Below are 19,472 nucleotides of genomic sequence, written 5' to 3' on the forward strand. Positions count from 1 at the left end.
GCGGCTTGCCGCGCCCTTCGCGTTTCTGCTCGCCAGGCAGGCGCTTGCCCTGCGTGGCGAACAACCAGGGCCTGGGTCGTCGTCCACGGCCAGGCCCTGATACCCAAGACTGTTACCCCTGAAAGTTATGCGTAAGGAGAAAGCTATGTTGATTCTGACTCGTCGGTGCGCCGAGAGCCTGATCATTGGAGACGGCGAGATCACCGTGACGGTGCTTGGCGTCAAAGGCAACCAGGTGCGTATTGGCGTCAGCGCCCCTAAAGAAGTGGCTGTTCACCGCGAGGAAATCTACCTGCGGATCAAGAAGGAGAAGGATGAAGAGCCAAGCCTTTAATTTTTTTGAAGTTTTTTTCAAAAAAAGGGTTGCAAAGGTGAAAGAGGTTCTTTAATATTCGCCTCGTGTTGCGGTGAGGTGGCCGAGTGGCCGAAGGCGCTCCCCTGCTAAGGGAGTATACCTCATAAGGGTATCGGGGGTTCGAATCCCCCCTTCACCGCCATTATTCGCTTAGGGCGCTGTAATCGGTAAGAACGCTAAGTCGTTGAAATTAAACGAAAAAAGTTCTTGCTAAAATGATTCAGCGGCCTATAATGCGCGGCAAGACACGGACTCATAGCTCAGCTGGATAGAGTACTCGGCTACGAACCGAGCGGTCGCAGGTTCGAATCCTGCTGAGTCCGCCACTTTTGAAGTGGCTTTGCTTACAAGGCTACTTCAAACAACCAGTGGTAATCTGGTCTAAAACTACCTATTGCGGACTCATAGCTCAGCTGGATAGAGTACTCGGCTACGAACCGAGCGGTCGCAGGTTCGAATCCTGCTGAGTCCGCCACTTTTTGAAGTGGCTCTGCTTGCAAAGCTACTTCAGACAACCAGTGGTAATCTGGTCTAAAACTACCCATTGCGGACTCATAGCTCAGCTGGATAGAGTACTCGGCTACGAACCGAGCGGTCGCAGGTTCGAATCCTGCTGAGTCCGCCACACACAAACAAGAAGCCCGCTTATTCAAGCGGGCTTTTTGTTTTTCTGTTTCGCTGAATTGTCGGCGATGTCCAACTAAGCTTTTCTGTAATCGCTGGGGTGCCGCCAGAAGCTGGCGCGCCGCCTGCCAAGAAAACAAATGTGCTTCCTGATCCAGTACAGCCGTCGCACTGATAGCTTCGAGCGTTGTCCTAGCTTTATCTCGCAAACGATTGTTCTGGCCAAAAATTTAAGCGATCTGCCCGCCGAGGCAGTGTATGATTGCGCCCGTCAGCCCCGCCGGGGCTTGTGGAATACCACCATGGACTTACCCAGTAGTTACTCCTTAACAAGTTTCATACAGAAAGATCTGACCGATTGATTCCCCCGGCGTGCTCCGCTGCTGGGAGTGGAGCTCGCCTATGACTGAAGTAGAAGTAAAGAAAGCGCAAGAGAGCCTGCAGGATCGCCTGGCCCAGGTGGTCGAACTGCTGCAGCGTCAGCGTGTGGTCGAAGACCTCACCCACCGCCAGGAGGGTGCTCACCACGACCTGGTGGAAAACCTGGTCCACCGCCAGAACCTGGTCGAGCTGCAACGCAAGCTCGATGACCTGCACCCCGCCGACGTCGCCTACATCCTCGAAGCATTGCCCCTGGAAGACCGCCTGACGGTCTGGCAGCTGGTGCGCTCGGACCGCGACGGCGACATCCTGCTTGAAGTTTCCGATTCGGTTCGTCAGTCGCTGATCGCCGACATGGACGATCACGAACTGCTCGCTGCTGCCAAGGAAATGGACGCCGACGAACTCGCCGACCTGGCGCCGGAGCTGCCGCGCGACGTCGTTCACGAGTTGATGGAAACCCTCGATGCCCAGCAACGCGAGCGTGTGCGCTCGGCGTTGAGCTACGACGAGGAGCAGGTGGGTGCGCTGATGGACTTCGAGATGGTCACCATCCGCGAAGACGTCAGCCTCGAAGTCGTGTTGCGTTACCTGCGCCGCCTGAAAGAGTTGCCGAACCACACCGACAAACTCTTCGTGGTCGACTATGACGGCATCCTCAAGGGCGTGCTGCCTATCAAGCGTCTACTGGTCAATGACCCGGACAAGAAGGTGGCGGAGGTCATGGCGACCGACCCTGTGTCCTTCCACCCCGATGAAGATGCCTACGACGCTGCTCAAGCCTTCGAGCGTTACGACCTCGTATCCGCCCCGGTGGTGGACAAGAGCGATCGCTTGATCGGCCGTCTGACCATCGACGAAATGGTGGACCTGATCCGTGAGGAGAGCGAGAGCGAAGTGCTGAACATGGCAGGTCTGCGCGAAGAAGAAGACATCTTCGCTTCGGTCTGGCGTTCGCTGCGCAACCGCTGGGCATGGCTGGCCATCAACCTGATCACGGCGTTTCTGGCCTCGCGCGTGATCGGCCTGTTCGAGGGGTCGATCGAGAAGCTGGTGGCGCTGGCTGCGCTGATGCCGATCGTGGCAGGTATTGGGGGTAACTCGGGCAACCAGACCATCACCATGATCGTGCGCGCCATGGCGCTGGACCAGGTGTCGCCAGGCAATACCAGTCGGTTGATGCGCAAGGAGCTGGCGGTGTCGCTGCTCAACGGCCTGATTTGGGGTGGCGTAATCGGCGTGGTGGCGTTCTGGCTGTATGACAGCTGGTCGCTGGGCCTGGTGATGACCGCGGCGATGACGCTTAACCTGCTGTTGGCCGCGCTGATGGGCGTGTTGATCCCGATGACGCTGACGCGTCTGGGGCGCGATCCGGCGATGGGGTCGAGTGTGATGATCACTGCGGTTACCGACAGTGGCGGGTTCTTCATCTTCCTCGGGCTGGCGACGCTGTTCCTGCTCTGAACCCCGGCGTGTGGGGGCGGGTGAACCCGGCTCCCACAGGCAGAACCAAAAAAGCCAGCTTACGCTGGCTTTTTTGTACTCGATTGCAAGCTGACGTCAGGAAGCGTCTGCGGCCATTTCCACATCGTGAGCGATGAGGGCGACCAGAGCGTTCTGCTGTCGGTGCGACAGTTGGCGGAAGCGCTGCAGCAGCTCGCGCTCATGCAGGGACAGTTCAGGGCTGTCCAGGCGCATGCTCAGCTCGTCACCCAACGCACCTTCCTGGATAAGGCTCTGTTCCAGGCGCGCGATGATTTCGGAGTTCATGCTGCGGTGATGGTTGCGCGCTACCTCGGCAATGCGCTCACGCATCCCGTCTGGCAGGCGGACGACAAACTTGTCAGCAGTGCGGCTCGAATAAATAGCCTGTTTCAATGGGCGCATATAAATTGACCGGATTTTCTGGTTCAGGGGACGCGGTTGTCAAATTGGCCGCACGGGGGTGGAAGTACGACCGTGACGACGACAAAATGTTCAACCGACATGGAAAATTGGATGCTCATCTTGCCTCATGCTCGCCGTTTCCTTGGCGTCAATTCTGTGACAAATAGTGAGCTGGATAAAGGCTTTATGCCAGTACCAATTATCAGAAATGAGCACTGGTTTGAAAAGTTTTACCTGCCCCAACTTGCCCTGCTGTCATTCTTCTGCCGTCAAAAACTGGTAAAACGCAGCAAAAGGCCAAGAAAACACCTAGAATGCGCGGGTTTCCTTCCTTAGAGCATAGTGGCTATGCAACATGACGCAAGCGCTCGTCGATCAGCGACAGGCCGGCTGATATTTCTCATAGGACCCTCGGGTTCCGGGAAAGATTCCCTGATCGATGCCGCGCGCGAACAACTTGTTGCAGCCGGGGTGCAAATCGCCCGTCGCGTCATCACCCGTTCGGCCGAAGCCAAGGGTGAAGCTGCCCATGGCGTCACTGCCGAGCAGTTCGAAGCGCTGTGTGCCCAAGGTGCTTTCGCCATGCACTGGCGTGCCAATGGCCTGGGTTACGGCATCCCGCTACAGGTCGATCAATGGCTGCAGGCGGGCAGGCCGGTACTGGTCAACGGTTCCCGGGCCTACCTGAGCGAAGCGCGGCGGCGCTACCCGGGCCTTCTGCCGGTGCTCATCGACGTGAAACCGCAGGTGCTGCGCGAGCGCTTGCTTGCCAGAGGCCGGGAGACCGCGCAAGAGATCGAGCAGCGCCTGGCGCGTAACAGCGGGCTGCAGGCGGTCGCCGATTCGTCAGTGCATGTGTTGGACAACTCCACTACGCTCGAAGCGGCGGTGACCAAGTTGTTCAAACTGCTGCACGATGAAGGCGTGATTGCCGGGCCAGACGCGCCCGGCACCGGCCCACAGAAAAGGATTACGTGAAAAAGGCCTGTTGCAGCATGACAAACGCCAGCATGCTGGTTAACATGCTGGCCGTCCAACCGTGCAGTGCTCACTGCCGGTGTTTGCGTCTCAGTAGCTCAATTGGATAGAGCATCCCCCTCCTAAGGGGAAGGTTGCAGGTTCAATTCCTGCCTGGGACGCCATTTCTTCACGCCCTTCGCCAAAGCCTACAGCCCCCAGTGCTTCAACGCCCACAGCGCGCCCATGCCCACGCCCAGCGTCAGCAGCGTGCTGCGCGTTCGCCAGGCCACCAGGCCCGCGAGTATCGCGGCCGGTATCTGCGGGTTCAGCCAGTCGAAGTCGGCCTGCCGGTCAGGCAGCACCACGGCCGGCAGTACCAGTGCGGCCAGCACGCTGGCCGGCACATACGCCAGGGCGCGGCGAAACAGCGGCGGTATGCGCAGCACGGCGTAGAACTCGATGAACGACAAGCGCACCGCGAAGGTGCCCAGGCCGATCAGCAAGAAGGTCATCCATGGGGTCATTTCGCTCATGATGCTTCCTGTTCGCGGTGTTCATCAGCCACAGGCTGCACGGTTCTGCCTTTTTGCAGGCGCTCGAGGAGCAGGCCGGCGATGATCCCGCCCAGTGCACCTGCCAACAGGCCCAGGTTATAGGGCAGGTCTACCGCCAGCACGGCGAGTACACCACCGGTCAATGCCGCGCCAATGGTCGCCGGGCTGCGCAGGCTGGGGATCAGCAGCGCCAGGAACGACAAGGGGATGGCAAAGCCCAGGGACCAGTCTTCCGGGATGCCCGCGCCCAGGTATATGCCGGCTAGCACCGAGAGGTTCCAGCCGAACCACATGGTGATGGCCGTGCCGGCGTAGTAGTGGAAGGCGAAACGGCCCAGTTCCCCCGAGGCCATTTTCAACGAACACAAGGCAAAGGACTGGTCCGAAAGCAGGTAGGCCATCGGCCACTTGCGCCGCCGCGGCAGGTGGCCAAGGTGCGGGGCCAGGCTGGCGCTGTACATCAGGAAGCGGAGGTTGATCACCAGCGCCGTGACCACCATGGTTACCGGCAGGGCGCTGTTCTGCATCAACTGCATCACCACCATTTGCGCCGAGCCTGAATAGAACAGCAAGGTCATGCCGATGGCATCGGCGGGCGACAGGCCCATGCCGATGGCCGTGACCCCGGTGATCAAGCCGAACGGCACGACCCCGGAGGTCAACGGCAGGACGCTGTGGGCGCCCTGTCTGAACGCTTGGGTCGCGCTGGGGTACGGCATTTGAAGTCCTTGACGATGTCCGGGAGGGCGAGGGTTGCTGCCAAGGTAATGCCCGTGAAAGCTGGCCGCAAGGGTAGATCTTGCACACTGCCCCCCTGCCCAGGGGAAGGGGGCATGGCTGCGCGTTGTCAGTCTACGTTGTTGGCCGCCGACCAGTCGGCGTACCAGGCGCGGAACAGCGCGTACTGCTGTTCGGCATAGCGGCGCTGGGCGTCGGTCAATGCATCGGTTTCGTTGAAGTGCAGGGCGTATTCCGGGTTGCCGTTGAGCACCATCAGGTGCTTGTAGTACAGCACCAGGTCGCAGCCTTCATCGAAGGACGACAGCACGGCCAGGGCTGCTTCCAGTTCCCCGGCAAGGCGCCGCGCTTTGGCATCGCCCTGGGCTGCACGTTTGGCCAGCGCCACCAGGTGCAGCACCTCGCGCGGCAGCGCATTGCCAATGCCGGTGATGGCGCCGGTGGCATTGCAGTTGACGAACCCGTGCACCACCTGGGTATCGACGCCCACCATCAAGGTGACGTCATCATCTTTGGCGGTGATGAACTCTGCGGCATAACGCATATCCGCAGCGCCGCCGAACTCCTTGAAGCCGATCAGGTTGGGGTGCTCGCGGCGCAGTTCGAAAAACAGGTCGGCGCGGGTCGCGAACCCGTAGTACGGGCTGTTGTAGATCACCGCCGGCAGCTGCGGGGCGGCATCGAGGATGGCCTTGAAGTGGGCCTTTTGGGCCACTGCCGACGCACCACGGGACAGCACACGGGGGATCACCATCAACCCCTGGGCGCCAACCTTCGCCGCATGGGCGGCATGGGCCACGGCTTCGCGGGAGTTGACCGCACCGGTGCCGACGATGGTCGGGATGCCGGCCGCTACCAGGCGTGCCACCCCCTCCTGGCGCTCTGCCTCGGTGAGCAGCGGCCAGTCGCCCATGGAGCCGCAATACACCACGGCGCTCATGCCAGCTTCGATCAGTTCGCCGCCTTTGCTCACCAGGGCGTCAAAATCGGGCTTGCGCTCGGGGGTGCACGGGGTCATCAGTGCGGGGATGGTGCCGGTGAAGATGTTGCTCATGGTCATTACCTCGAGGGTTATCGTTCTTGTTGGTCTGTCAGCGGTCGGCGGTGCGTGCCAGGGATTCTTCATCCACCGCCCGCAGCGACTTGCCACGTGTTTCCCTGGCACCGGCGACGGCAATGATCGAGATCACGGCGGAGGCCACCAGGTACCAGGCGATCGGCGTTGAGCTGTTGTATTCCTTCAGCAGGGTCACGGCGACCAGCGGCGCCAGCGAACCGGCCAGGATCGGCGCCACCTGGTAGCACAGCGACAGGGCGGTGTAGCGCACATGGGTCGGGAACAGTTCGGCCATCAGGGCGGAGTAGGGCGCGTAGGTCATCGACTCGATGGCCAGGCCCAGGGTGATGGCCGCCATGATCAGCCAGTCGTTGCCGGTGTCCATCATCGGGAAGCCGACGAAGCCCCAGAACGCGGTGAGCACGGCGCCGATCAGGTACACAGGCTTGCGGCCGATGATGTCCGAGAGGTAGCCCATGAGCGGGATCATGAAGAAGTGCAGCAGGTGAGCGCCAAACATCAGCAGCAGGATTTCTGACGTGTCCTTGTGCACCACCAGCTTCAGGTAGGTGATGGAGAAGGTGACGACGATGTAGTAGAGGATGTTTTCCGCAAACCGGGCGCCGATGCCGATCAGCACTTCGCGCCAGTATTTGGTGACCACCTCGACCACGCCCAGTTGCTGGCTTTCCACCCGCTGCTGGCGGGCCTGGGCCTCTTTGAAGATGGGGGCATCATCGACCCGGGTGCGGATCCAGTAGCCAATCAGCACCACCACGGCCGAGAACCAGAAGGCGACGCGCCAGCCCCAGTCGAGAAATTGCGCTTCGGACAGGTTGGTCGAGAGCAGCAGAAGGATGACCGTGGCAATCAGGTTGCCAGCCGGCACGCCCGCTTGCGGCCAGCTGGCCCAGAAGCCGCGACGGTTGTCCGGGCTGTGTTCGGACACCAGCAGCACGGCCCCACCCCATTCGCCGCCAAAGGCAAAGCCTTGGATCAATCTCAATACCACCAGCAGGATGGGGGCGGCATAGCCGATGCGTTCGAAGGTGGGCAGGCAGCCCATGAGGAAGGTGGTCACCCCGACCACGATCAGGCTGATCTGCAGCAAGTGTTTGCGCCCGACCTTGTCACCGTAGTGGCCAAATACCAGGCCGCCGATGGGGCGGGCGAGAAAGCCCACGGCATAGAGGGCGAATGCCGCGATGATGCCGTCCATCGCGCTGCCGGTCTGGCGGAAGAACAACTGGCCGAAGACCAGCGCGGACGCGGTGCCATACAGGAAGAATTCGTACCACTCGGCAACGGCGCCCGCCATGGCGGCTGCCACCACGCGTTTGATGCCCGCAGGCGCCTTTTCTGCTGTGTTCGCGGCACTCACTGATGCCGCAGTTGTGGGTGTGGCCATCGTTTTGCACTCCGATACGTATTATTGGAAGAAGGAGTAGGCAGTTCGGCATCGTTGTGTGCCGCCCATTCCTTATATTGTATTTCGTATACGATATCTAGATAAGCAAAAACGAAGCCAAGGACAGGCGGTCGCGCGCGGGCGGCGCTCGCTATACGCCACCCTAAAAATCAAGGCAGGGCTGCTCAGTTATGGGGCAGATGATCGTAAAGGCTTTGGCACACCCCATTGATGTGCGTCTCGATCAGCCGGGCAGCCAGCTCCACGTCCCGTGCGCGGCAGGCGGCGACAATGTCGCGATGCTCGTGATCCGCGCGGTCCTTGCCGGCCGACAAGCTCATCTGCATGCGCAGATAGCGTTCGACCTTGTCATGGATGGAGCGAATCAGGCCGATCAGGTAGGGGCGTTTTGCGGGCTCGTACAAACACGCATGCAGCGCCCAGTTGAGGTCGGCCCAGCGGCCGATATCGTCCTCGCCGATGAACTCCGCGCAGATGGCTTCGGCACGGGCAAAGTGCGCTTCGGTCATGTTGGGGATCGCCAGGCGAATCGCCTTCACCTCCAGCAGCACCCTGACCTCGAACATCTGCGCCAGCTCAGGCTCGGAAATGCGCGTAACCAGGGCGCCACGGTTGCGATGAAAGTCCACCAGGCCTTCCGCTTCAAGGCGTTTCAACGCCTCGCGCACCGGAATCTTGCTGACATTGAAGGCCTGCGCCACCTCGTCCTGGCGCACCGGTTCGCCTTCGGCGAGCTGCCCCGAGATGATCGCCTCGCGCAGGTGCTTGGCGATGATTTCGGACATCGAAGGTGTGGCACCCAGGTTGGTAGCTTTGAACGACGGCAGCGGCACGGGATTTTCCAGCAATCAGGCTTTGTGGATATCTTATACGAAACGCAATGCCAGCCAAACCAGCCGCCGCCGCGAGGCCCATCGAGAAATAGCCCCTTGGTCCTATTCCGGTTGCCCCCTGGCGGGCATATGCTTGCCCGTCAGCGGCATTGCCTTGCCGCCTGCGGCACCTATCAAAACTGTCGGCAGCTCCTTGACCGGGGCGCAGTTGCTGGACATCAGGGAGAGCGTCCATGAGTCACAACACCAGGCCGGCACCCGCCGGCTTCAGTGAGCAGCAGCTGCATACCTTGTTCGAATTGATCAGCGACGGCATCTGGGACTGGAATGCCAACACCGGCTACGTCTATCGCAACCCGGGTTGGTACGCCATGCTCGGCTACGCCAGCCATTCCATGGCCAACTCGGTGCTGACCTGGGAAAGCGTGATCCACCCGGAGGACTATCCGCGGGTAATGGCGCACTTCGAGGCCTACATCACCCAACGCAACGAGCGCTACCTGATCGAGTACCGATGTCGTTGCCAGGATGGCAGTTATCTGTGGGTCGAAGACAGCGGCTACATCATCGCCCGCAACAGCGACGGCTCGGTGGCGCGCATGCTTGGCGCCCACCGCAACATCGATGCCGGCAAGCGGCGGGTAGCGCAGCTTGAGCAACAGAACCTGTCGCTGGAAAGCCTGGTGGCCGAACGCACCCGTGAGTTGTCCTGGGTCAACCAGCAGTTGCAGCGCCAGCTGGATGAAAACCGCGAATTAGCCGAGCGCGATGCGTTGACCCGGATCGCCAATCGCTATCGGCTGGACAAGGTGCTGCAGCAGGAATGCGAGCGGAGCCAACGCTTCCGCCAGCCGTTGTCGCTGATTGCCATGGACGTGGATGACTTCAAACCGATCAATGACCGCTATGGCCATGCCCGTGGCGATGCGGCGCTGGTCCAGGTGGTCGACAACCTGCGTACCTGCCTGCGCGAATATGACCTGCTGGCGCGTTGGGGCGGCGATGAGTTCGTCATTGTGCTGCCGCAGACGCTGCTGGACGAGGCGCTTGAAGTGGCTGCAGGGTTGCGCCAGGTGATGGAGAAGGTGGAGCCGGTCGGCGAGTGTCGCCTGACCATGAGCTATGGGGTGGTGCAGTGGCAGGACGGTGATGCGCCGGATGACCTGCTGGCCCGTGCCGACAAGGCCCTGTACCGGGCCAAGGGGGCGGGCAAGAACGCAATAGCGGATGACCTGACTGCGCTTGCAGAACAACACGGATCTTGCTGATTTAGCGGGTGCCTGAGGGGAGCGGGTTTACCCGCACCCCCAGGGACTCAATCGGCCTGAGCCCTTTCAGCGTCAGATATGCAGGGCGTGGCCCAGCGCACGCAATGCCGCTTCCTGCACCGCTTCACCCAACGTCGGGTGGGCGTGGATGGTGCCCGCGATATCTTCCAGGCATGCGCCCATTTCCAGTGACTGGGCAAAGGCCGTGGACAATTCCGAAACGGCCACGCCCACCGCCTGCCAACCCAGGATCAGGTGATTGTCGCGGCGCGCTACCACGCGCACGAAGCCGGCTTTGGACTCAAGGCTCATGGCCCGGCCGTTGGCGGCGAACGGGAACTGCGCGACGATGCAGTCAAGGCCCTGCTGGCTGGCCTGCTCAGGCGTCTTGCCAACCACCACGATCTCCGGGTCGGTAAAGCACACCGCAGCGATTGCGCTGGGTTCGAAGCGCCGCGCCTTGCCGGCGATGATCTCGGCGACCATCTCGCCCTGGGCCATGGCCCGGTGCGCGAGCATCGGTTCACCGGCCACGTCGCCAATGGCCCAGACATTGTGCATGCTGGTCTGGCAGCGCTCGTCAATGGCGATGGCGGCGCCGTTCATCTTCAGCGCCAGGGATTCAAGGTTGAAACCCTGGGTGCGGGGGCGGCGGCCCACGGCCACCAGTACCCGGTCGGCTTCCAGGCGCAGTTGCTCGCCCTGGCCGTCGCGGGCCAGCAGGCAACCATTGTCGTAACCTTCGACGCTATGGCCCAGATGCACGGCGATGCCCAACTTCTTCAGCGCCTCGGCCACCGGGCTGGTCAGTTCGCTGTCGTAGGTTGGCAGGATGCGCTCGCGTGCTTCCACCACGCTCACCTGTGCGCCCAGCTTGCGGTAGGCGATACCCAGCTCCAGGCCGATATAGCCACCGCCTACCACCACCAGGTGCTGCGGCAAGGCCGCCGGTGCCAGTGCCTCGGTCGAGGAAATGATCGGCCCGCCCAGCGGCAGCATCGGCAGTTCGACGCTGTTGGAGCCTGTGGCCAGCAGCAGGTGCTCGCACTGGATGCGCTGGCCATCGACGTCGACATGCTTGCCGTCGAGGATCTTCGCCCAGCCGTGGATCACCTTGACCCCGTGCTTTTTCAGCAAGGCCGCAACCCCACTGGTCAGGCGGTCGACGATACCGTCTTTCCAGGCCACGCTCTGGGTGATGTCCAGGCGCGGCGCGCTGACACTGATGCCCAGTGCCGACGGCGCGGTGTACCGCGAGGTCTGGTGAAACTGCTCGGCGACATGGATCAATGCCTTGGACGGAATGCAGCCGACGTTCAGGCAAGTGCCGCCCAGCGCCTGGCCTTCGACCAGCACGGTGGGGATACCCAGTTGCCCGGCGCGGATGGCGGCCACATAGCCGCCAGGGCCGCCGCCGATGATCAGCAGGGTGGTTTCGATAGTCTGTTGCATGCTCACTCCACGAACAGGCAGGCGGGTTGTTCAAGCAGGCCACGCACGGCCTGGATGAACAGCGCGGCATCCATGCCATCGACCACCCGGTGGTCGAACGAGCTGGACAGGTTCATCATCTTGCGCACGACGATCTGGCCGTCGATCACCATCGGCCGCTCGACCATGCGGTTGACGCCGACGATCGCCACTTCCGGGGTGTTGACCACCGGCGTGCTGACGATGCCGCCCAACGCACCGAGGCTGGTCAGGGTGATGGTAGAGCCGGACAGTTCTTCGCGGCTGGCCTTGTTGCTGCGCGCGGCCGTGGCCAGGCGCGAGATTTCGCTGGCATTGCCCCACAAGTTGCCGGCTTCGGCATGGCGCAGCACCGGCACCATCAGGCCGTTGTCACCCTGGGTGGCGATGCCCACATGCACCGCGCCATGGCGGGTGATGATCTGTGCTTCGTCGTCATAGGTGGCGTTGATCTGCGGGAAGTCGCGCAGGGCCACGACCAGGGCGCGGACCAGGAACGGCAGCAAGGTCAACTTGCCACGGCTGTCGCCGTGCTTCTGGTTGAGCTGCTGGCGCAGGGCTTCCAGGGCGGTGACGTCGATTTCCTCGACATAGCTGAAGTGCGCGACCCGGCGCTTGGCGTCCTGCATGCGCTGGGCGATCTTGCGGCGCAGGCCGATGACTTGCACCTGCTCGCTGTCGGTACGCTTGGCGTAGCCGCTCGGGGCTTGCCCGGCTGCGGTCTGCGGTTTGCTCATGAAACCGTCGAGGTCTTCGTGCAGGATGCGCCCGGCCGGGCCGCTGCCGTGTACGTAGCGCAGTTCGATACCGGCATCCAGCGCACGTTTGCGCACGGCTGGGGAGGCCAGTGGCTTGTCGCCGGCCTGGCGCGGCACGATGGGCGCGGCGGTGTGGGGGGCTGCGCCCTGGCAGGCGGGCGCTGGCACTGCGGCACGCGGCTGCGGCGTGCTCGCGACTGGCGCGACAACTGCCTCGGCCGGCTTGGTGTCGGCCGGCTTGCCCTGCGGCGCGTCGACATGGTTGCCGCTGCCCTCTACTTCGATGCGGATCAGCTCGCTGCCGACCGCCATCACTTCACCCGGCTGGCCACCCAAGGCCAGCACCTTGCCGCTGACCGGCGAGGGGATTTCCACGGTCGCCTTGTCGGTCATGACATCGGCCACTACCTGGTCCTCGGCGATCACATCGCCGACCTTGACGAACCACTCGACCAACTCGACCTGTGCGATGCCTTCGCCAATGTCCGGCATCTTGATGACGTGCGTGCCCATTCAGACCTCCATGACCCGTTTCAATGCCGCACCTACCCGCGAAGGCCCTGGGAAGTAAGCCCATTCCTGTGCGTGGGGGTAGGGGGTGTCCCAGCCGGTGACGCGCTCGATCGGCGCTTCGAGGTGATGGAAGCAGTGTTCCTGAACCAGCGACACCAGCTCGGCACCGAAACCACAGGTACGGGTGGCCTCATGCACCACCACGCAGCGGCCGGTCTTCTTCACCGACGCGACGATGGTTTCCAGGTCCAGCGGCCACAGGCTGCGCAGGTCGATGACTTCGGCGTCGACGCCGGTCTCCTCGGCGGCCACCTGGGCCACGTAGACCGTGGTGCCGTAGGTCAGCACGGTGACATCATTGCCCGGGCGGGTGATCGCCGCCTTGTCCAGTGGCACGGTGTAATAGCCATCCGGCACGGCGCTGTGCGGGTGCTTCGCCCACGGCGTCACAGGGCGGTCGTGGTGGCCGTCGAACGGGCCGTTGTAGAGGCGCTTGGGCTCGAGGAAGATGACCGGGTCGTCGCATTCGATCGAGGCGATCAGCAGGCCCTTGGCGTCATAGGGGTTGGACGGCATGACCGTGCGCAGTCCGCACACCTGGGTGAACATCGCCTCCGGGCTCTGGCTGTGGGTCTGGCCGCCGTAGATACCACCCCCGCACGGCATGCGCAGGGTCAGCGGCGAGATGAACTCGCCGGCCGAGCGATACCGCAGGCGGGCCATTTCCGAGACGATCTGGTCGGACGCAGGGTAGAAGTAGTCGGCAAACTGGATTTCCACCACCGGGCGCAGGCCGTAGGCACCCATGCCCACGGCGGTGCCGACGATACCGCTTTCGGAGATCGGCGCGTCGAACACGCGCGACTTGCCGTATTTGTTCTGCAGGCCTTCGGTGCAGCGGAACACGCCGCCGAAGTAACCGACGTCCTGGCCGTAGACCACGACATTGTCGTCACGCTCAAGCATGATATCCATGGCCGAGCGCAGGGCCTGGATCATGGTCATGGTAGTGGTGGCCATGGCGGTTTCCGGGTTGATGCTGTTGTTATGGTCGTTCATCTCAAACCCCCAGTTCCTGGCGTTGACGGCGCAGGTGTTCGGGCATTTCCTTGTACACGTCCTCGAACATCGAGGCTGCGCTCGGGATGTGGCCGTTGGCCAGGGTGCCGTACTGTTCGGCTTCCTTCTGCGCCGCGATGACCGCAGCTTCGAACTCGGCGGTGACGGCCTGGTGTTCTTCCTCGGACCAGTGGCCGATCTTGATCAGGTGCTGCTTCAGGCGGGCGATCGGGTCGCCCAGCGGGAAGTGGCTCCAGTCATCGGCGGGGCGGTACTTGGATGGGTCGTCGGAGGTCGAGTGCGGGCCGGCACGGTAGGTGACCCACTCGATCAGGCAAGGTCCCAGACCCCGGCGGGCGCGTTCGGCAGCCCAGCGCGAGGCGGCGTAGACAGCGACGAAGTCGTTGCCGTCGACGCGCAGCGAGGCGATGCCGCAACCTACGCCACGGCCGGCGAAGGTGGTCGATTCACCGCCAGCAATCGCCTGGAAGGTGGAGATCGCCCACTGGTTGTTGACCACGTTGAGGATCACCGGCGCGCGGTACACATGGGCGAAGGTCAGGGCGGTGTGGAAGTCCGACTCGGCAGTGGCGCCGTCGCCGATCCAGGCCGAGGCGATCTTGGTATCGCCCTTGATCGCCGAGGCCATGGCCCAGCCGACCGCCTGCACGAACTGGGTCGCCAGGTTGCCGCTGATGGTGAAGAAACCTGCCTCGCGCACCGAATACATGATCGGCAGTTGGCGGCCCTTGAGCGGGTCACGCTCGTTGGACAGCAGCTGGCAGATCATCTCCACCAGCGACACGTCGCGGGCCATGAGAATGCTTTGCTGGCGGTAGGTGGGGAAGCACATGTCGGTGCGGTTCAGCGCCAGGGCCTGGGCGCTGCCGATGGCTTCCTCGCCCAGGCTCTGCATGTAGAAGGACATCTTTTTCTGGCGCTGGGCAACCACCATGCGGCTGTCGAAGATACGCGTCTTGAGCATGGCGCGCATGCCTTGACGCAGGACCATTGGGTCGATGTCCTCGGCCCACGGGCCGAGTGCGTCGCCATGCTCGTCCAGCACCCTGATCAAGCTGTTGGACAGCTCGGCGGTGTCGGCAGCGTCGACGTCGATCGAAGGTTTACGGGCAATACCTGCATCGTTCAGACGCAGGTAGGAAAAATCGGTCTGGCAGCCTGGCCGGCCGGTTGGCTCGGGCACATGCAAACGCAGGGGGGCGTACTCGTTCATGCTTTTTACGCTCGCTCGAATGTTGTTTTTGTGAGCTCTGAAGCGGCCGCCGCTGAGTACCGGCTCGTGACTGGCAAGTCAGCGTCCCCTACATCTTAGTGGCACGGCAGAAGAATATTTCTCTCAAGTTGGTTGCCTTTGCCGACGAGCGCAGATAAACATTCCGCATAAACACAAAAAACCGGTGAATTTGTCTCATGCGCAAACTCGATCGTACCGATATCGGCATTCTCAACAGCCTTCAGGAAAACGCCCGCATCACCAATGCAGAGCTGGCGCGCTCGGTTAACCTGTCGCCCACCCCCTGTTTCAACCGGGTCAAGGCCATGGAGGAACTAGGGGTGATCCGCCAGCAGGTGACCTTGTTGTCACCGGAGGCGCTGGGGCTGGATGTGAATGTGTTCATCCATGTGAGCCTGGAAAAACAGGTGGAGCAGTCGCTGCACCGGTTCGAGGAGGAGATCGCCGAGCGCCCCGAGGTGATGGAGTGCTACCTGATGACCGGCGACCCGGACTACCTGCTGCGGGTGCTGTTGCCGAGCATTCAGGCGCTGGAGCGGTTTCTCGATTACCTGACGCGGTTGCCGGGAGTGGCGAACATTCGCTCGAGTTTTGCCTTGAAGCAGGTGCGCTACAAGACCGCCTTGCCGTTGCCGGCCAATGGCATGACCCTGCGCGAGTAAAGGGTTGCCAGCACTGGCAACCCAGTAGGTGCTTGATATTTTAAACACCCCCAGCCTATGTTGTTGTCAGCCAATAACAACAAGGACAAGCGTCATGACCACCGCAGGCCAGAACACCCTTGCCGAACACCTTCACGGCATCGATGAAATCGAATGCGTCACCCCCGACCTCAACGGTGTGCCGCGCGGCAAAGTGATGACTGCCGAGGGCTTCCTCGAAGGCCGGCGCCTGCAGATGGCCCGTGGCGTGCTGTTGCAATGCATCATGGGCGGCTACCCGCCGGCAAGGTTCTACGGCAGTGATGACGGCGACCTGGCGCTGGTGGCCGAGCCCACGCAAATCCACCGCCTGCCCTGGAGCGAGGATGGCCGCGCCCTGGCCATCTGCGACGCCAACGAACTGGATGGCAGGTCGTCGGCGTTGTCCACCCGCGGCCAGCTCAAGGCGGTGATCGCCCGCTACGCAGCTTTGGGCCTGGCCCCGGTGGTGGCCACCGAACTCGAATTCTTTGTCTTTGCACCCAACACCGACCCCGTGCAGCCCTTTCTGCCGCCCCTGGGCAAGGATGGCCGCCGGGAGCTTGGCCATTCGGCGTTCAGTGTCAGCTCCAACAATGGCTTGCGGCCGTTCTTCAACGAGGTCTACCAGTGCATGGCAGCGCTCGGCCTGCCACGTGACACCTTCATGCACGAGATGGGCATCAGCCAGTTCGAGATCAACCTGTTGCACGGCGACCCGCTGCTGCTGGCCGACCAGACCTTCCTGTTCAAGCACCTGCTCAAGGAAGTAGCGCTCAAGCATGGTCTGACCGTGGTGTGCATGGCCAAGCCCCTGGCCAAGACCCCCGGCAGTTCCATGCACATTCATCAGAGCCTGGTGGAGATCGGCAGCGGGCGTAACGTGTTCAGCGATGAGCAGGGACAGCCGACCGCCACCTTCCTGCACTTCATCGGTGGCCTGCAGGCGTGCATGGCGGACTTCACCGCGTTGTTTGCGCCCAATGTCAATTCCTACCAGCGCCTGTGCCACCCGTACGCCTCGCCCAACAACGCTTGCTGGTCCGAGGATAACCGCGCGGCGGGCTTGCGCATACCGGCCAGCGCCCCCGTGGCCCGGCGCGTGGAAAACCGCTTGCCCGGCGCCGATGCCAATCCGTACCTGGCGATTGCCGCAAGCCTGGCTGCCGGGTTGCACGGCATCGAGCAACGCTTGCAGCCGGCGCCGGCCATCCAGGGTGAGTTCGAGGTGCCAGAGCACCTGAGCCTGCCGTGCACCCTGCACGCAGCACTGCAGCGCCTCAAGCGCAGCGCGCTGGCGCGGGAACTGTTCGGCAACGAGTTCATCGAAGGCTACGTTGCCAGCAAGACGCTGGAGCTGACCGACTTCTTCGACGAGATCACGCCGTGGGAGCGTCGGGTGCTGGCAGCACAGGCCTGATCGCGACACAACCGCTACTGGACGCGTCCCCTGCACGCTATTTCGCAGGCAAGGGACTGCGCTGCAACACAATTGCTTTTATGCTTGCCAGGCCAACGCCACCTGACCAGGGAGCCCGACGGGACGTATGCGAAACATCTGGAAGCCGTTTCAGTCGCTGTATTTCGCTGCCTTGATGATGCTTATCGGCTCAGGCCTGCTCAGTACCTACCTGGCACTGCGCCTGGCGGCCGACCATGTCGACAGCTTGTGGGTCGGTGCGTTGATGGCGGCCAACTACTTCGGCTTGGCCGTGGGCGGCAAGGTCGGCCACCGGCTGATCGGCCGGGTAGGGCACATTCGCGCGTATGCCACCTGCGCCGGTATCGTTTGCGCGGCGGTGCTCGGCCATGGCATGACCAATTGGTTGCCGGCCTGGGTCGGGCTGCGGATGGTGGTGGGCCTGGGGATGATGTGCCAGTACATGGTCATCGAAAGCTGGCTCAACGAACAGGCCGATGCCAAGCACCGCGGTGCGGTATTCAGTGGCTACATGATCGCCTCCTACCTGGGGCTGGTGCTCGGCCAGCTGATTCTGGTGGTGCACCCCGAGCTCGGCCCTGAACTGCTGATGCTGGTCGCCATGTGCTTCGCCCTGTGCCTGGTGCCGGTGGCGATGACCCGGCGCATTCACCCGGCGCCTTTGCGCCCGGCCCCGATGGAGCCGAAGTTCTTCATCAAGCGGGTGCCGCAGTCGTTGAGCACGGTGCTCGGTTCGGGCCTGATCGTCGGTTCGTTCTACGGCCTGGCGCCGCTGTACGCTTCCAATCAGGGGCTGTCCACCGAGCAGATTGGTCTGTTCATGGGTAGCTGCATCTTTGCCGGGCTGCTGGTGCAGTGGCCGTTGGGCTGGCTGTCCGACCGCTACGACCGCGCGTTACTGATCCGCAGTGCTGCCGTGGGCCTGGCAGTGGCCTCTGCGCCGCTGGCCCTCTTGCCCAGCGTGCCGCTGGAGTTGCTGTTCGGTATCGGCTTTGTCATTTCATTGTTGCAGTTCTGCCTGTACCCCTTGGCAGTTGCGTTCTCCAATGACCACGTGGAAAGCGAGCGGCGGGTCTCGCTGACCGCCATGCTGCTGGTCACTTATGGTGTGGGCGCTTGTATCGGCCCTCTGGCGGCGGGCGTATTGATGAAAGTGCTGGGGGCGCAGATGCTGTATGCGTTCTTCACGTTCTTCGCGCTGGTGCTGGTGTGGCGCATTCGGCCGAAAGCGGTCACCGGGCTGCACCAGGTGCAGGACGCGCCGCTGGGCCACGTGGCAATGCCGGCGGCCGGTTCGCCGTTGTCGGCAGCGCTCGACCCACGGGTCGATGAGCAGACGGTGCAGGATGTGATGCAGGCGCCGGTGGCGGCGGAGGATACGGAAGCGGACCAAGGCTCGGTAGAGCGCGAAGCCAAGGCGCAACCTGAAGTCGACAAGTCTGTGTGAGGTCAGGCCGCCCAGCGTTGAAGGCCGAGTGAGCCGTATCCGTCGCTGGGCGTCGCGGTGACTCACCGCAGATCACAACACCTTGATGGCGTGCAGGTGGAATTTCAGTATCGTTCCGTCCTTGGTGCCTGCGTGCAAGAACCAGTGACGGAGTGTCTCGAATCGGTCTTTGTAGACCGACATAACCTGCGAGACCCGATGGCCGTCTTTGTCACGTAAGTAAAACTCGACGTCTTCGGCGCCCGTCAGGTTGCCGTCCCATTTGTCGAGTAATTCAATCTTCCATTGATCCTGGAAGAAGGGGGCCTTGTTCAGCAGCGCCGAAGGATTGAGTCCGCTGGTGAGCTCATATGTCAGCCCGTACCCGTACATACCCAGCCAGCCGTTGCTGTTTTGCTCAAGCCTTGCGTTATTGAACTTGGCGTCTGCGGTGCTGTTGATTCGATAAATGAGGCGGTTCGCCGTTTCTTCGATGAAGGTGAATTTGAATGTGAGCGGTTTGAAACTGACTGAATCACCTCGTTCGTCGTCGGTACACAACCAGCCGTCCTGGTTTGCAGCAAAAGGCGGATAGGCCCAATAAGGTGTATCAACCACCCCGATCCGGCCAAACTGGCTATGCAATTCTGCGGTAAATGTGGAACGAATCATGCGCTGTCTGCTCCTCTGACCCGCCCAGCCGGGCGGTACAAAACCACATTAAGCAGCCGCCAAAACAGCGGTAAGCGGGAAACCTTGCTGGTCAGCAAACCCGGTTGCCCGC

19 protein-coding genes and 5 tRNA genes are annotated in these 19,472 nt (G+C 62.2%); 13 read left to right on the forward strand and 11 right to left on the reverse strand.

Annotated features, from left to right (window positions below; all coding sequences use genetic code 11):
* The first annotated feature begins 145 nt into the window (after window positions 1-145).
* The 6 genes from csrA (at window position 146) to mgtE (ending at window position 2,824) form a co-directional block, all read left to right on the forward strand.
* Complete coding sequence (gene csrA, locus HU770_RS14310) at window positions 146-334, forward strand: carbon storage regulator CsrA (RefSeq protein WP_003254503.1); 189 nt, start codon at window positions 146-148, stop codon at window positions 332-334.
* A 72-nt stretch (window positions 335-406) separates the two neighbouring features.
* A tRNA-Ser gene (locus tag HU770_RS14315) sits at window positions 407-497 on the forward strand.
* 107 nt (window positions 498-604) lie between these two features.
* Window positions 605-681: transfer RNA gene (locus tag HU770_RS14320), tRNA-Arg, on the forward strand.
* A gap of 72 nt (window positions 682-753) precedes the next feature.
* Window positions 754-830, forward strand: a tRNA-Arg gene (locus tag HU770_RS14325).
* 73 nt (window positions 831-903) lie between these two features.
* Window positions 904-980 (forward strand) — tRNA-Arg (locus HU770_RS14330).
* 401 nt (window positions 981-1,381) lie between these two features.
* The gene (gene mgtE, locus HU770_RS14335) at window positions 1,382-2,824 is read left to right on the forward strand and encodes a magnesium transporter (protein WP_033699555.1); all 1,443 of its coding nucleotides are present in this window, start codon (window positions 1,382-1,384) and stop codon (window positions 2,822-2,824) included.
* Window positions 2,825-2,920: 96 nt separating this feature from the next.
* Here the strand turns inward: mgtE and HU770_RS14340 are convergent, their stop codons facing one another.
* The gene (locus HU770_RS14340) at window positions 2,921-3,247 is read right to left on the reverse strand and encodes an Arc family DNA-binding protein (protein ID WP_033699552.1); all 327 of its coding nucleotides are present in this window, start codon (window positions 3,245-3,247) and stop codon (window positions 2,921-2,923) included.
* Between the two features lie 72 nt (window positions 3,248-3,319).
* On the opposite strand from HU770_RS14340, the gene HU770_RS14345 reads away from it, so the two are divergent.
* From HU770_RS14345 to HU770_RS14355, 3 genes are all read left to right on the forward strand, one after another.
* Entirely contained in the window at window positions 3,320-3,583 is a 264-nt protein-coding gene (locus HU770_RS14345; RefSeq protein ID WP_186664039.1) for a hypothetical protein, read from the forward strand.
* 12 nt (window positions 3,584-3,595) lie between these two features.
* Window positions 3,596-4,225: a phosphonate metabolism protein/1,5-bisphosphokinase (PRPP-forming) PhnN gene (phnN, locus tag HU770_RS14350; RefSeq protein ID WP_186663960.1), complete on the forward strand. Its 630-nt coding sequence runs from the start codon at window positions 3,596-3,598 to the stop codon at window positions 4,223-4,225.
* An 87-nt stretch (window positions 4,226-4,312) separates the two neighbouring features.
* A tRNA-Arg gene (locus tag HU770_RS14355) sits at window positions 4,313-4,389 on the forward strand.
* Between the two features lie 24 nt (window positions 4,390-4,413).
* Here the strand turns inward: HU770_RS14355 and HU770_RS14360 are convergent.
* The 5 genes from HU770_RS14360 to HU770_RS14380 form a co-directional block, all read right to left on the reverse strand.
* Window positions 4,414-4,740, reverse strand: coding sequence for an AzlD domain-containing protein (locus HU770_RS14360; RefSeq protein ID WP_033699548.1), 327 nt, complete (start codon window positions 4,738-4,740; stop codon window positions 4,414-4,416).
* Entirely contained in the window at window positions 4,737-5,480 is a 744-nt protein-coding gene (locus tag HU770_RS14365; protein WP_186656191.1) for an AzlC family ABC transporter permease, read from the reverse strand. The genes HU770_RS14360 and HU770_RS14365 overlap by 4 nt, the downstream gene beginning before the upstream one ends.
* 128 nt (window positions 5,481-5,608) lie before the next feature.
* Entirely contained in the window at window positions 5,609-6,559 is a 951-nt protein-coding gene (locus HU770_RS14370) for a dihydrodipicolinate synthase family protein (RefSeq protein ID WP_186663962.1), read from the reverse strand.
* Between the two features lie 31 nt (window positions 6,560-6,590).
* Window positions 6,591-7,964, reverse strand: a complete 1,374-nt coding sequence (gene abaF, locus HU770_RS14375) for a fosfomycin efflux MFS transporter AbaF (RefSeq protein ID WP_272998680.1) — start codon at window positions 7,962-7,964, stop codon at window positions 6,591-6,593.
* 185 nt (window positions 7,965-8,149) lie between these two features.
* Window positions 8,150-8,770, reverse strand: a complete 621-nt coding sequence (locus tag HU770_RS14380) for a GntR family transcriptional regulator (protein ID WP_152604616.1) — start codon at window positions 8,768-8,770, stop codon at window positions 8,150-8,152.
* Window positions 8,771-9,051: 281 nt separating this feature from the next.
* Here HU770_RS14380 and HU770_RS14385 point away from each other — a divergent pair, with 281 nt between their 5' ends.
* On the forward strand, window positions 9,052-10,086 hold the full coding sequence (locus HU770_RS14385; protein WP_186656219.1) for a sensor domain-containing diguanylate cyclase: 1,035 nt from the start codon (window positions 9,052-9,054) through the stop codon (window positions 10,084-10,086).
* A gap of 72 nt (window positions 10,087-10,158) precedes the next feature.
* Here the strand turns inward: HU770_RS14385 and lpdA are convergent, their stop codons facing one another.
* From lpdA to HU770_RS14405, 4 genes are read right to left on the reverse strand one after another with little or no spacing between them, the layout of a single operon-like run.
* Window positions 10,159-11,538 carry a dihydrolipoyl dehydrogenase gene (lpdA, locus tag HU770_RS14390; protein WP_186663964.1) on the reverse strand — a complete coding sequence of 460 codons (1,380 nt, stop codon included), beginning with the start codon at window positions 11,536-11,538 and terminating at the stop codon, window positions 10,159-10,161.
* Window positions 11,539-11,540: 2 nt separating this feature from the next.
* Window positions 11,541-12,827, reverse strand: a complete 1,287-nt coding sequence (locus tag HU770_RS14395; protein WP_033699540.1) for a dihydrolipoamide acetyltransferase family protein — start codon at window positions 12,825-12,827, stop codon at window positions 11,541-11,543.
* On the reverse strand, window positions 12,828-13,886 hold the full coding sequence (locus HU770_RS14400; RefSeq protein ID WP_033699538.1) for an alpha-ketoacid dehydrogenase subunit beta: 1,059 nt from the start codon (window positions 13,884-13,886) through the stop codon (window positions 12,828-12,830).
* Window position 13,887: 1 nt separating this feature from the next.
* Window positions 13,888-15,120 carry a 3-methyl-2-oxobutanoate dehydrogenase (2-methylpropanoyl-transferring) subunit alpha gene (locus tag HU770_RS14405; RefSeq protein WP_047583445.1) on the reverse strand — a complete coding sequence of 411 codons (1,233 nt, stop codon included), beginning with the start codon at window positions 15,118-15,120 and terminating at the stop codon, window positions 13,888-13,890.
* Window positions 15,121-15,317: 197 nt separating this feature from the next.
* Here HU770_RS14405 and bkdR point away from each other — a divergent pair, with 197 nt between their 5' ends.
* The 3 genes from bkdR (at window position 15,318) to HU770_RS14420 (ending at window position 18,709) form a co-directional block, all read left to right on the forward strand.
* The gene (gene bkdR, locus HU770_RS14410; RefSeq protein WP_027593063.1) at window positions 15,318-15,803 is read left to right on the forward strand and encodes a Bkd operon transcriptional regulator BkdR; all 486 of its coding nucleotides are present in this window, start codon (window positions 15,318-15,320) and stop codon (window positions 15,801-15,803) included.
* 196 nt (window positions 15,804-15,999) lie between these two features.
* Window positions 16,000-17,241: a glutamine synthetase family protein gene (locus HU770_RS14415; RefSeq protein WP_077068544.1), complete on the forward strand. Its 1,242-nt coding sequence runs from the start codon at window positions 16,000-16,002 to the stop codon at window positions 17,239-17,241.
* Between the two features lie 127 nt (window positions 17,242-17,368).
* Window positions 17,369-18,709, forward strand: a complete 1,341-nt coding sequence (locus HU770_RS14420; RefSeq protein WP_033699534.1) for an MFS transporter — start codon at window positions 17,369-17,371, stop codon at window positions 18,707-18,709.
* A gap of 72 nt (window positions 18,710-18,781) precedes the next feature.
* Here HU770_RS14420 and HU770_RS14425 read toward each other — a convergent pair whose 3' ends face one another.
* Complete coding sequence (locus HU770_RS14425; RefSeq protein ID WP_186663966.1) at window positions 18,782-19,360, reverse strand: hypothetical protein; 579 nt, start codon at window positions 19,358-19,360, stop codon at window positions 18,782-18,784.
* Between the last annotated feature and the right edge of the window lie 112 nt (window positions 19,361-19,472).

The sequence above is a fragment of the Pseudomonas sp. SWRI68 genome (genome assembly GCF_014269165.1).
Lineage (GTDB): Bacteria > Pseudomonadota > Gammaproteobacteria > Pseudomonadales > Pseudomonadaceae > Aquipseudomonas > Aquipseudomonas capeferrum.

Coding starts and splice junctions, on each gene's coding strand:
- HU770_RS14380 (WP_152604616.1), bottom strand. CDS start 8,770: ATGTCCGAAATCATCGCCAAGCACCTGCGCGAGGCGATCATCTCGGGG.
- HU770_RS14420 (WP_033699534.1), top strand. CDS start 17,369: ATGCGAAACATCTGGAAGCCGTTTCAGTCGCTGTATTTCGCTGCCTTG.
- bkdR (WP_027593063.1), top strand. CDS start 15,318: ATGCGCAAACTCGATCGTACCGATATCGGCATTCTCAACAGCCTTCAG.
- mgtE (WP_033699555.1), top strand. CDS start 1,382: ATGACTGAAGTAGAAGTAAAGAAAGCGCAAGAGAGCCTGCAGGATCGC.
- abaF (WP_272998680.1), bottom strand. CDS start 7,964: ATGGCCACACCCACAACTGCGGCATCAGTGAGTGCCGCGAACACAGCA.
- HU770_RS14360 (WP_033699548.1), bottom strand. CDS start 4,740: ATGAGCGAAATGACCCCATGGATGACCTTCTTGCTGATCGGCCTGGGC.
- HU770_RS14425 (WP_186663966.1), bottom strand. CDS start 19,360: ATGATTCGTTCCACATTTACCGCAGAATTGCATAGCCAGTTTGGCCGG.
- HU770_RS14395 (WP_033699540.1), bottom strand. CDS start 12,827: ATGGGCACGCACGTCATCAAGATGCCGGACATTGGCGAAGGCATCGCA.
- HU770_RS14400 (WP_033699538.1), bottom strand. CDS start 13,886: ATGAACGACCATAACAACAGCATCAACCCGGAAACCGCCATGGCCACC.
- HU770_RS14370 (WP_186663962.1), bottom strand. CDS start 6,559: ATGACCATGAGCAACATCTTCACCGGCACCATCCCCGCACTGATGACC.
- phnN (WP_186663960.1), top strand. CDS start 3,596: ATGCAACATGACGCAAGCGCTCGTCGATCAGCGACAGGCCGGCTGATA.
- csrA (WP_003254503.1), top strand. CDS start 146: ATGTTGATTCTGACTCGTCGGTGCGCCGAGAGCCTGATCATTGGAGAC.
- HU770_RS14415 (WP_077068544.1), top strand. CDS start 16,000: ATGACTGCCGAGGGCTTCCTCGAAGGCCGGCGCCTGCAGATGGCCCGT.
- lpdA (WP_186663964.1), bottom strand. CDS start 11,538: ATGCAACAGACTATCGAAACCACCCTGCTGATCATCGGCGGCGGCCCT.
- HU770_RS14385 (WP_186656219.1), top strand. CDS start 9,052: ATGAGTCACAACACCAGGCCGGCACCCGCCGGCTTCAGTGAGCAGCAG.
- HU770_RS14365 (WP_186656191.1), bottom strand. CDS start 5,480: ATGCCGTACCCCAGCGCGACCCAAGCGTTCAGACAGGGCGCCCACAGC.
- HU770_RS14340 (WP_033699552.1), bottom strand. CDS start 3,247: ATGCGCCCATTGAAACAGGCTATTTATTCGAGCCGCACTGCTGACAAG.
- HU770_RS14405 (WP_047583445.1), bottom strand. CDS start 15,120: ATGAACGAGTACGCCCCCCTGCGTTTGCATGTGCCCGAGCCAACCGGC.